Below are 11,785 nucleotides of genomic sequence, written 5' to 3' on the forward strand. Positions count from 1 at the left end.
AAAGGGCTATGCCCGAAACTGAAAAACCACCCGCTAGGCGGGTGGCTGTTTATTTTGATATTGGAATTTGGTTTTATTTGACAACCTTATACCCCGATGGTATAATAACTCACGGTTATTACGCAGTACACAAGTTAATATATTGAATCAGGTGTCGCAAGACTTAATAGGGAATCCGGTACAAGCCGGAGCGGTCCCGCCACTGTTACAGAGAGTGATGCTGTAAGGATAGGCAGTCAGCTTTATCCAGTCACTGAAGAAGGACAAGCTTCTTTGGGAAGGCACAGCATTCATGATGACCTGGAGCCAGAAGAACTGCCTGGTTAGCATTCACCATTTTTACCTGCGAGCGACAGGGAGGTTGAATTAATCGGCGTTTTTCTTGTGTCGTTATGCCGATTGGTTTTTTGTGCCCCTCTGCCCATGCAGATGGGCTTTTTTTATGTTTAAAATTTAGGAGATGATTAAATTTGAAGAAAATTTTGGGACGACTTATGCAGATGCTGGGCACCCTGATAGGGGTCAGCTTTCTGACCTTTTGTCTGACCTGGCTGGCTCCCGGAGACCCGGTTTCCATGCTGCTGGAGACGGCCGATACGGTGGTATCAGCCGAGCTGGTGGAACAGACCCGCCACGATTTGGGCCTGGATCAGCCATTTTTGGTACAGTATGCCAATTGGGCCGGTGGGGTGCTCCATGGCGATATGGGTATGTCCTATTCTGCCAAGAAGCCGGTGACTGATAAGCTGCTGGAGGGGTTTGCCGGTACGCTGTTATTGGCCATAGTAACCATTATCTTCGTTCTTTTAATATCCCTGCCCCTGGGTATATGGTCGGCGGTGAAGCGCAACAAGCTGCCGGATTATATAGTGCGGGGCATCTCATTTATAGGGGTTTCCATGCCCAGCTTTTGGATTGGGCTGCTCTTGCTGTATTTTTTTGGCCTGAAGCTGCGGCTGTTTCCCATTGCCCAGTCTGAGGTTACGGCTGCGGGCATCGTCCTGCCGGCCCTGACCTTGGCCATTTATATGTCCTCCAAGTACATGCGGCAGGTGCGCACCGTAATATTGGAGGAGCTTAACCACGATTATGTGGTGGGGGCCCGGGCCCGGGGGCTGTCAGAAACCACCATATTATGGAAGCATGTGCTGCCTAACGCCATTTTGCCCCTTATTACCCTGCTGGGTATGTCCATCGGCTGGCTGTTGGGCGGTGTGGCAGTAATTGAGATGGTATTCTCCTGGCCAGGCATTGGCAATATGGCTGTACGGGCCATCTCCATGCGTGATTATCCCCTTATAGAGGGCTTTGTTCTTTGGATTGCCATTGTTTATATGGTAATCAATTTGTTGGTAGATATGTCATATTCATGGCTTGACCCCCGGTTGAAAAAGGAGGCACGATAATGGCTGTAGTTAAATCCTTTGCCCATGCCTCAAAGGCAGATGCTGTGCATGTTGGAATTGATATAGATGTTGACAGCAGCCTGTGGGCAAGAATGAAGGCCAATAGGCAGTTTTCTGTTTATTCCGCATTAGTAATCCTCATTATATTGGTGGCTATTTTTGCTCCCTGGCTGGCTCCCCAGGATCCATTGGTGGGGGATATGAAGCTGGCCTTGCAGACTCCTTCTGCCGAGCACCTGTTGGGCACTGACAAGATGGGCCGTGATACCCTGTCCCGGATTATTTGCGGCACCCAAACCTCCTTGTTTATGACAATATGCCTGGTGGTAATGGTGGCCCTGGTGGGAACCCTGGTGGGAACCCTGGCCGGTTATTTTGGCGGCAAGGTGGAAATGGTGCTCATGCGGTTTACTGATATGATGCTGTCCTTTCCGGGTATCGTGTTGGCCATTGCCATTGCCGGTATAATGGGGGGAAGTGTTATAAATACCATTCTGGCCCTGTGTGTAGTAAGCTGGGCCAAATATGCCCGTCTGGTACGCAGTCTGGTACTGAAAATCCGCAATCAGGATTTTATTACTGCTGCTCAGCTGTGTGGCACCAGCACCAAGATGATAATCTGGCAGCATATTTTGCCCAATACCCTGCCTATGGTGGTTATTACTGCCGCCATGGATATCGGTACCATGATGATGGAGATAGCCGGCCTGTCCTTCCTGGGCTTTGGCGCCCAGCCACCTACGCCTGAGTGGGGCCTGATGCTCAATGAGGGACGCCAGTATATCCAGACGGCCCCCTGGCTCATGGTTTATCCGGGCATGGCAATATTCATTGTGGTAGCCGTCTTTAACCTTTGGGGAGATAGTCTGCGGGATATTTTGGATCCACGTCAGACTTAATAAATATTATCTTATAACGCCATTGTTCAAATTTTTCTTCTTTAGAAGAAAAATCTTCCAATTAGCGTTTCAACGAGGTGGGAGATATGCTCACCACCTGTTGAAGTTTGTTTTCACCCCCACCTAAAGAGGAGGGGGAAATCTTCACCTCGTTATATGAATACAGAAAGGATGAAAAAAATGAATTTTTTCAGAACCAAGAAAATCTGGAAGGCCATCAGTGTGGGCTTGTGTACTGCTATGGCTGCAGTGGTAATCGCCGGCTGTGGCGGCTCCGCCGGCAGTGATGCTGTAAATAAGGGCGTATTGAAGGTTGGTGTTACCAATTTTGCCGATACCCTGGAGCCAACAGAGAACTTCTTTGGTTGGGTAGTTATGCGTTATGGCTTGGGAGAGTGCCTGGCCAAGTTCGATGAAAAAATGAATGTTCAGCCGTGGCTGGCCGAGGAATGGAAGGTTAGTGATGACAAGCTGACCTGGACCTTTAAAATTCGGGATGGTGTCAAGTTCTCCAATGGGGATCCCCTGACTGCCGAAGCCGTTAAGGCATCTATTGAGCGGGCCTTTGCCAAGAACAGCCGGGCCGCCACCTTCTTTAAGTACAATTCCATTAAGGCTGAGGGCCAGAATCTTATTATAACCACTGATAAACCAACCCCGAACATGGCCGGCTTCCTGGCTGATCCATTGTTCATAATCGTTGATACCAAGGCCGAGGGCAGCCGCGATTTCTCCAAGGAGGGTCCAATCTGCACCGGTCCGTATATGGTGGAATCCTTTGTCAAGGAAAAGTCCGTTATGAAGAAGAACCCTAATTATTGGGGTGGGGAGGTTCCATTTGAAACCGTAGAAATTCCATCCATTGATGATCCTAATACCCGGGCCATGGCTCTTCAGTCCGGTGATGTGGATATGGCCGTAAATATCGCCGCCGGTGATATGGATTCCTTCCGTGGCAACAGCAGCTTTACCGTTGATGAGATTTCCTCTCTGCGTACTGTGCTGGCCCGTCTGAACCAGAAGGGCATTCTGAAGGATCCTAAGGTACGTGCGGCCCTGATTTGCGGCTGTGACCGTGAAACCTATAACAAGGTATTGTTAAAGGGCACCTTTATCCCTGGCAAGGCTCCAGTACCGCCATCCATGGATTATGGCTTTGACCAGCTGAAGGATCCTAATGCATACAACCCGGAGCGGGCTGCCAAGCTGCTGAAGGAAGCTGGCTGGACTGATACCAATGGTGATGGTATTCTGGATAAGGATGGACAGCCATTGAAGCTGGACTTTGTGGTGTATAACAGCCGCGCCGAGCTGCCGCTTTATGCCGAGGCGGTTCAGGCCGATTTGAAGAAGCTGGGCTTTGATATTAACATCAAGAGCGTAGATTATAACCTGGTGGACCAGATGGGTATCAAGGGTGAGTATGACCTGCTGATTTCCAATATTACTACGGCCAACACCGGCGACCCTGAGATTTATCTCTCCTGGTACTGGAAGTCCAACCTGAATGGTGAAAATCCGCAGAATGGCTCTGGCTACAGCAATCCGGCCCTGGATGCCAAGTTCAACGCATTGGCTGTAGAATTTGACAAGCAGAAGCGTCGTCAGCTCATTATCGATATTCAGCAGATGATTATGGATGATGGTGCTGCCCTGTTCCTGGGCTATCCTCAGACCAACATTATCTTTAATAATGCGTTGGCTGGCGTAAAGATGTATCCTTCCGACTACTATTGGGTTACCAGCCTGATTAAGCCGGCGGCCAAGTAAGGAGCAATCCATGTTATTAGAAATAAAGGACCTGGACATCACCTATGGTGAAGAGGCCCCTACAGTAGAGAAGGTACAGCTTTCGCTAAATGAAGGGGAGATTTTGACTATCGTGGGTGAATCCGGCAGTGGTAAAACCACGGTTATCCGCGCTGTCCTGGGCCTGTTGTCCGGGGACGGTCATGTAAGCAATGGTTCAATTATGTTTAAGGGGAAGGACCTTAATGGTCTTTCCCATGCTCAATGGCGGGAGCTGCGGGGCAAGGATATATCCATGATTTTTCAGGATTCAGGCAATATGCTGAACCCGGTTCAGACCATTGGTCATCAGTTTATAGAATACATTCAGCTGCATAGCCATATGAGTGCTGACGAGGCGGAGGCCAAGGCAGTGGAGATGCTCACTCGCATGCATCTGCCCAATCCTGAAAATATACTTTCCTCCTATGCCTTTGAACTGTCCGGCGGTATGCGCCAGCGGGTGGGTATTGCCATGGCTATTACCTTTCATCCCCAGCTTCTGCTGGCGGATGAGCCTACCTCGGCCCTGGATGTAACTACCCAGGCCCAGATTGTAAAGGAGCTTATGCAGGTGGTTCGCGAAGCAGGTACGGCCATGATTATGGTGACCCATAATCTGGGGGTGGCCTCCTATATGTCGGACAAGCTGATGGTTATGGCCGGCGGCCGGGTGCTGGAATACGGCAAGGCCCAGGATATATTGACTAATCCGCAGTCCAATTACACAAAGGAATTGTTGGCTGCAGTACCGGAGATTGGAGGCAAGCGTTATGTCTGAAGTAAATACTGCTGATGAATGCCTTATGAGCATTGAGCATATTACCAAGGAATTTACCTTGTCCGATGGCAATGTGTTACGGGCCTGCAATGATATCTCCATAGAAATTCCCCGGGGAAAAACCACAGCCATTGTTGGTGAATCCGGTTGCGGCAAATCCACTCTGGTGAAGACCATTATGGGAATTCATGAGCCAACCTCCGGCCGGGTAATGTTTCACGGCCAGGATATTACCAAGCTGAGTGACAAGGAAAAACGTCAGAATTATCGCCATATCCAAATGGTATTTCAGGATCCGGCCACGGCCTTTAATCCAAAAATGAAGGTGAAGGATATTATCTGCGAGCCCCTGAGGAGCTTTGGCATTATCTCCAAAGGGGAAGTGGAGCAACGGGCCAAAGAGCTTCTCCGGCAGGTTGATTTGCCCCAGGACTTTGCCAACCGGTATCCCCACAGCATGAGTGGCGGACAGCGTCAGCGGGTGGGTATTGCCCGGGCCCTGGCCCTTGAACCGGAGGTGATTGTCTGCGATGAGGCCACCAGTGCCCTGGATGTCTCTGTGCAGGACAGTATCATTAAGCTGCTGGTCAAATTACAGCAGGAAAAGGGTATAACCTATATTTTCATCTGCCATGACCTGGCCCTGGTCAGCCTGTTCAGCCATAAGGTTGTGGTGATGCAGAAGGGACGGGTAATGGAGCAGCTGCCGGGAGATAAGCTGGCGGACTCCAAGCATCCTTATACCAAGGAATTGCTGGGGGCTGTCTTTACCGTTCATTGAATATGACTAATAAATCTTATTAGAGAGTTTTTTATGCTTAATAAGTTTAAATTGTCACCGACTGATCGCCAATATCTGACTCTGTCCCTGCCGGCCGCATTGGAAGGGGTGTGCATGATACTCCTGAGCAATGTGGATCTGATTATGGTGGGAATGCTGGGGGCCTCCGCCATTGCGGCGGTAAGCATTTTTACCCAGCCCCGGATGATGCTGCTGACGGTGGCCCGTTCCCTGGCCTCGGTGGTTACTTTGATGACTGCCGAGCATTATGGGGCGGGCCGTAAGCAGCAGGCGGCCACAATCCTCAGGCAATCCCTGGTGCTGGGGGCAGCGGTAATGCTGGTGCTCCATCTGGCCTTTTTTGCCTATTTACCGGAGCTGTTGCTGTGGATGGGGGCGGAGACCGGGTATCTCCGGCTGGCCCTGGATTATGGCTGGATTGCTTTGGCGGCGGTGTACATGACCTCCCTTACGGCAATTCTTCAGGCCCTTCAGCTGGGCTTTGGTGAAACGGCGGTGGTGCTTCGGACCAATATTCAGGGCAATGTCCTGAATGTAATCGTCAATGCTCTATTGATTTTTGGCTTGGGGCCATTTCCGGAGCTGGGAGTCCGGGGGGCGGCTATCGGCACTCTGGTGGGTACCATCTATACCTTTGGCCATGCCCTGTGGCAATTGTGGCAGCGGGGGATTATGGACAAGACCGGCTTTTGGCCTGATAGGGCCTATTTCCGGGAATTTTTGCCCCTGTTTGGCAGTGTATTTTCCGAGCAGGGCTTTGAGCGTATCGGTATGGTAATCTACACCCGTATGGTGGCTGAGCTGGGTATGCTGCCCTATGCAATTCACGCTATCTGTATGAATTTCTGCGATTTTTATTATTGCTTTGCCGGTGGCTTGGGGAAGGGCAGTACGGTTATGGCCTGCCATGCCAAGGGAGCCAAGGATATGGCGGCCTGGAAGGAAACCCTGAGGGTCAGCGTCAAATGGAGTGCCATGTTTTCCCTGGTGTCCTTTGTACTGACGGCCCTTTTCCGGGAGGAAATTTTTGGCCTCTATGCCTCCGACGCAAGCTTGCTTCCCCTTGGGGGGCTGATTATGCTCATTGTGGCCCTGGTCAGCTTTCCCGAGGCCCAGCAGATGGTGTGTGCCGGAATTTTGCGGGGAAGCGGCAGATCAGCCCAGGTGGCCATTTATTCCTTCCTCAGTATTACGGTGCTTCGGCCCTTAATTACCGCCTTTTTCCTCTATTATCTGGATATGGGGCTGGTAGGGGCGTGGATTGCCCTGGCCCTGGACCAAAGCCTGCGGGCCGCCTGTGCCAGTCTGCTTCTATGGCGATTGGTGAAAACTGAACAATGGGCACCGGAACAGGTTTAGAAGGTGTATAATTGGACTGCGGCGGCAGTCCAATTTTTTTTGACAAAGATTATCATTGATGTATAATATATTGAAGGTTGTTTTTGCAGTGCTGCGGAAGCTGCCTTTAGTTTTATAAATAATAATGGAGGTTTTGGTATGACAAAAATTAACATATTTTCCGGTTTCTTAGGGGCTGGTAAAACCACCTTGATTCAGAAGCTTATAAATGATGGCTTCAATGACAAAATATGTCTCATAGAAAATGAGTTTGGCGAGATTGCCATCGATGGGGGCTTTATGAAGGAAGCCGGGGTGCAGGTGAAGGAGATAAATTCCGGCTGTATCTGCTGCTCCCTGGTAGGGGATTTTGAGGAATCCCTAAAGCAGGTTATGGAGACCTACAATCCTGACCGGATTATTATTGAGCCCTCCGGTGTAGGCAAGCTGTCCGACGTAAAGGTGGCCGTTTCCAAGGTGTGCAATGATGAGGTGGTTATTGATGGCAGCATTGCGGTGGTTCATGCCAAGAAATGCAAAATGTATGCCCGGAATTACGGTGAATTTTTCATTGATCAGATTGCCCATGCCGACTGCATCGTGCTGAGCCGCAGTCAGGATGTAAATGAGAAGAAGCTGCAGGAGACCATTAATATCATTCGTGAGCATAATCCAAAGGCACCGATTGTTACTACTCCTTGGGACCATATTTCCGGTGAACAGATTTTGGATGCCCTCCATCACAGTGAGCTTCTAAAGGTGGAGGAGGTGGCTCAGGAGCACCATCATGACCATCATCATGACCATGAACATCACGACCATGATCACGACCATGATCACGAGCATCATCATGACCATGACCATCATGACCACGATCACGAGCATCATCATGACCATGACCATCATGACCACGATCACGAGCATCATCACGACCATGGTGAGGAGTGCAGCGACCCTGATTGCCATTGCCATGATCATCATCATGACCATGACCATCATCATCACCATCATCATGCCGATGATGTATTCGGCAGCTGGGGCCAGGAAACCACCAGGAGATATACTGCCCAGGAGCTGAAGGATATTTTGGCCGAGCTGGTGAACGCCGATGAATACGGGGTTATTCTCCGGGCCAAGGGCATTGTGATGTCCGCCAAGGACGGCGAATGGCTCCATTTCAACTACGTGCCGGGGGAGAGCAGTGTAGTAACCGGTGCTGCCGATTATACCGGCCGGTTCTGCGTTATCGGCAGCAAGCTGCAGGAGCATAGCCTGAAGGAGCTTTTCCTGGGTGAATAAGTCATTGGATAATCGGGAGACAGTTAAATGAGTACAGAAAAACCAAATGTTCCTGTGTATTACTTTATGGGTCTGCTGGAAAGCGGTAAAACCAGTGTAATCAAGGATTTTTTACAGAATAACCAATTTGCCAAGGCTGAGTGCAACCTCATTATTTTAGGTGAGGAGGGTGAAGAAGAAATAGACGAGGAGCTGTTGGAGGAAAGCCATTCCAGGATTATTGTGGTGGAGGATATGGAGGAGCTGTCCACTGAGTTTTATCAGGAGCTTCAGAAAAAATATCATCCCTCCAGTGTGCTGATTGAAGCCAATGGCATGTGGAGTGCCGGTGATTATATGAATATTCCCCTGCCGGATGAATGGTTCGATTTCCAGAACATTGGCATGGTCAATGCGGAAACCTTCGAGGTTTATCAGAAGAATATGAAGGACCGGTTCGTGGACCTGTTCCGCTATTGTGAGCTGATTATTTTTAACCGCTGTGATCATGATACCCGCCAGCAGGATATTCGCCGCAATGTTCGGGTGGTGAACCGCCGGGCCCAGGTTATTTTTGAATCCGACCTGGAGGATTTTGTGGAGGAGGAGCCGGAGCTGCCCTTTTCCATCGATAAGGATGAAATCGAGCTGGAGCTGGATGATTACGGTGCCTGGTTTGTGGATATGCAGGACCACCCTGACCACTATGACAAGAAGCGTATCATATTTGATGGCTACCTCTGCTCGGCCCAAAAGGACGGGGTTATTCACTATGGGGTTGGTCGGGTTGGCATGGCCTGCTGTGCCGAGGATATGATGTTTTTGGGGATTTCCGGCACCGGGGCACCCTTTAAGCAGCTTAACCATGAAAAAAATGAGCGTAAATGGGGAAAGGTAACTGGCGTCATCCACGTTAAATACGACAAGAACGGGGAAGTGGACAACCTGAAAATGAAGGTTGAGGCCTTTACCGAGGAAAAGAAGCCGGAGGATACCATCGTCTACTTTAATTGATAATAGAGGATTTATATTATGAAGCCGGATATTTTGGAAAAAATACAGCAGGAAACGGCGGATTGGGCCTATGTTGACGAGCTGCCGGCGGAGCTGTATGGTCTCACCCTTAGCAAGCTTTATCAGGAGGCAGGGGATACCTTTGAATTATTTTCCTATGTAAATGAGGAAAAGCATTTGGGGCTGGTGGCCTATTATCATCAGGAAACCAAGGAATACAAGCTGAAAATCCGCCGGGGCCTTACGGAATTTTGTCTCATGCAGTTTATCACTGCTTCCTTTGGGGAATATGAGCAGCACCTGAGAAAATATTTGGATGGGGCGGTTCACGATTTGGTCATATATAATCCAAATGCCATCAGCTATGTTACCAGGGAGCTGAACATAACTGAATGGGATTACAGGGATATTCTGCCGGAGGAGCTGGAGGGCTTTGAACTGTATATAAGGCCTGCCCAAATGGTAAGGGTGCTCAATGGCTCCTATATAGTATTTGATTATTCCGATTTTTCCATTGAGAGCAATTTTATAATTTATTACAATGAGTTTCGCAATGAATTTTTTGGTGAGGCCCGGATAAGAAATATTCCGGAAATGAATTACACCTTTGACTCAAAAAGCCTGGTGGAGCTGGAGGACAAGCTGAGGGCCCACATGGCCCACCGCTTGAGGGAAATCCGCCGCCGGGCGGCCCAATGAGCCTTTGATAAGAATACAATGAAGGAGCCTTCGGAGATGTACTCTTCTCTGAGGGTTCTTTTTTGTATTCATTTTATTGAATTAAAAGCAGGATAATTATAATAATATGTCGAAAGAATATACTGATAAGTGTAAGTTTTTGCTTTTCCATGTATGGGGTGAACCGTAATGCTTCGATTATTTGCTAAACAACAGACTAAAGCCGTGGCCACTATTCTGAGCATCCTTTTTGTGTTTTTTCTTGTTATGCCCTTGGCCATTTCTTCAGCTGAGGACGCCCATAATGGTAAAGATATTCCCACGAAGGTGGTCAGGATGGGCTGGTATGATAGTGCCGGCTTTCAGGATATGGATTCCGATGGGGTGAGAAGCGGCTATTGCTACGATTACCTCCTTAGGGTGGCTAATTATACCAATTGGGAGTACGAATTCGTCCATGGCCAGTGGTCAGAGCTGATTGATATGCTAAAAAGCGGCGAAATTGACATGATGGCCGGTATATCAGTCAGTGACGAACGAAAACAGTATATGCTGTTTCCGGACTATATCATGGGGATGGACAATTATTGGCTTTATCAGAATGAAAACAATAAGGTCATGAATTCCCTTGATTTTTCCACCATGAAGGACAAGAAAATCGGTGGCATCAGAGATAATCGCATGACCTATTTTTTGGAGCAATGGTCGAAGAAAAACGGTGTTGATATAGACATCGTATATTATGATGGCTTTGAGGCCCGGGATAATGATTTTAAAGCGGGAAGGATTGACGGAATTGTTGCAACTGACAATAATATCAGGGTGGATTCCGGCTATGCACCGGTTATAAAGGTGGGGCAGGAGCCATTTTATCTGGCAGTTACCAATACAAAGCCGGAGCTTTTGTATGAGCTTAATTACGCCCTGGCGGACATTGAACGGGCAGATCCATTCTTCATACAAAAATTACAATACACCAGCTATGGTGCCAGCCTGATAAATAGCACCTTGTCCGATGATGAGGAAAGATGGCTTAACAATCACAAGGTATGGCGGGTAGGGTATTTCAAGGACTATATGCCATTCTGTGCCCAGGACAGGGAAGGTAATCCAAAGGGAATCATTGTAGATGTTATTCGGATGATTTTAAACAATCTTCATATAGGTGACCGGGTTTCTGTTGAATACGTGGCCTATGACAGCATTGAAGCTTTACTGAATGGCTTTGAAAACAATGAGATCGATATGTCCTTTCCTTCCTTTGGGTCAGTGAAATACAGTGAGGATAAGACCTTCAGCTATACCTCGGAAATTATCAGCGTTCCAATGTATGTGGCCTACAAGGGAGAATATTCCGATAAAACCTTTACCACCATCGGTCTGTATTACAATCCAATAAAAAAGATTATGAAGCCGTATAAGGACAGTGAGATAAAGCGTTATCCAAGTGTGGAAAAATCCCTGGATGCTATTCTCAGTGGCGATGCCACATGTACCATAATGTCCTCCTATCATTTAAAGGAACGGCTGAATGATCCCAAATATCACAGCATAAAGACCATGCCCCTGGGTTCCAGTCTGTCATATTGCATATGTGTGCCGAGAAATCAATCAGAGCATTTTTCCATTCTGAACAAGGGTATAGCCCTCATGGATAAATCGGTGGTATCAGACTATATGTTTAAGTATATCCAATCAGATACCAAGTATACGATGGAGGATTTTATCCGGGACAACAGCGTTATGGTGATAGCGGTGGGCAGTGTGATTTTTGTCTTTGTACTGGCAACACTATATTCCT

The 11,785-nt window shown here is 48.4% G+C and carries 10 protein-coding genes and 1 riboswitch; all 10 genes read left to right on the plus strand.

The window, feature by feature from the left end; translation table 11 throughout:
• Positions 1 to 132 precede the first annotated feature (132 nt).
• Positions 133 to 338: riboswitch (cobalamin riboswitch) on the plus strand.
• 132 nt (positions 339 to 470) lie between these two features.
• Complete coding sequence (gene nikB, locus Q0Y54_RS08390; RefSeq protein ID WP_297966272.1) at positions 471 to 1,406, plus strand: nickel ABC transporter permease; 936 nt, start codon at positions 471 to 473, stop codon at positions 1,404 to 1,406.
• Between the two features lie 92 nt (positions 1,407 to 1,498).
• Complete coding sequence (gene nikC, locus Q0Y54_RS08395; protein WP_297966306.1) at positions 1,499 to 2,305, plus strand: nickel transporter permease; 807 nt, start codon at positions 1,499 to 1,501, stop codon at positions 2,303 to 2,305.
• 180 nt (positions 2,306 to 2,485) lie between these two features.
• A complete protein-coding gene (locus Q0Y54_RS08400; protein WP_297966274.1) occupies positions 2,486 to 4,075 on the plus strand; it encodes an ABC transporter substrate-binding protein in 1,590 nt (529 codons plus the stop codon).
• A 10-nt stretch (positions 4,076 to 4,085) separates the two neighbouring features.
• On the plus strand, positions 4,086 to 4,874 hold the full coding sequence (locus tag Q0Y54_RS08405; protein WP_297966276.1) for an ABC transporter ATP-binding protein: 789 nt from the start codon (positions 4,086 to 4,088) through the stop codon (positions 4,872 to 4,874).
• A complete protein-coding gene (locus Q0Y54_RS08410) occupies positions 4,867 to 5,655 on the plus strand; it encodes an ABC transporter ATP-binding protein (RefSeq protein WP_297966278.1) in 789 nt (262 codons plus the stop codon). The genes Q0Y54_RS08405 and Q0Y54_RS08410 overlap by 8 nt, the downstream gene beginning before the upstream one ends.
• A gap of 33 nt (positions 5,656 to 5,688) precedes the next feature.
• Positions 5,689 to 7,035: an MATE family efflux transporter gene (locus tag Q0Y54_RS08415; RefSeq protein WP_297966282.1), complete on the plus strand. Its 1,347-nt coding sequence runs from the start codon at positions 5,689 to 5,691 to the stop codon at positions 7,033 to 7,035.
• A gap of 138 nt (positions 7,036 to 7,173) precedes the next feature.
• The gene (locus Q0Y54_RS08420; RefSeq protein ID WP_297966285.1) at positions 7,174 to 8,313 is read left to right on the plus strand and encodes a CobW family GTP-binding protein; all 1,140 of its coding nucleotides are present in this window, start codon (positions 7,174 to 7,176) and stop codon (positions 8,311 to 8,313) included.
• 27 nt (positions 8,314 to 8,340) lie between these two features.
• Complete coding sequence (locus Q0Y54_RS08425) at positions 8,341 to 9,306, plus strand: GTP-binding protein (protein ID WP_297966297.1); 966 nt, start codon at positions 8,341 to 8,343, stop codon at positions 9,304 to 9,306.
• Positions 9,307 to 9,324: 18 nt separating this feature from the next.
• On the plus strand, positions 9,325 to 10,005 hold the full coding sequence (locus Q0Y54_RS08430) for a hypothetical protein (protein ID WP_297966300.1): 681 nt from the start codon (positions 9,325 to 9,327) through the stop codon (positions 10,003 to 10,005).
• A 168-nt stretch (positions 10,006 to 10,173) separates the two neighbouring features.
• Positions 10,174 to 11,785: transporter substrate-binding domain-containing protein (locus Q0Y54_RS08435; RefSeq protein WP_297966303.1), on the plus strand; the 1,612-nt coding region annotated here is incomplete at its 3' end.

The organism is uncultured Anaerovibrio sp. (assembly GCF_947302755.1).
In the GTDB taxonomy this organism is placed as follows: domain Bacteria; phylum Bacillota; class Negativicutes; order Selenomonadales; family Selenomonadaceae; genus Anaerovibrio.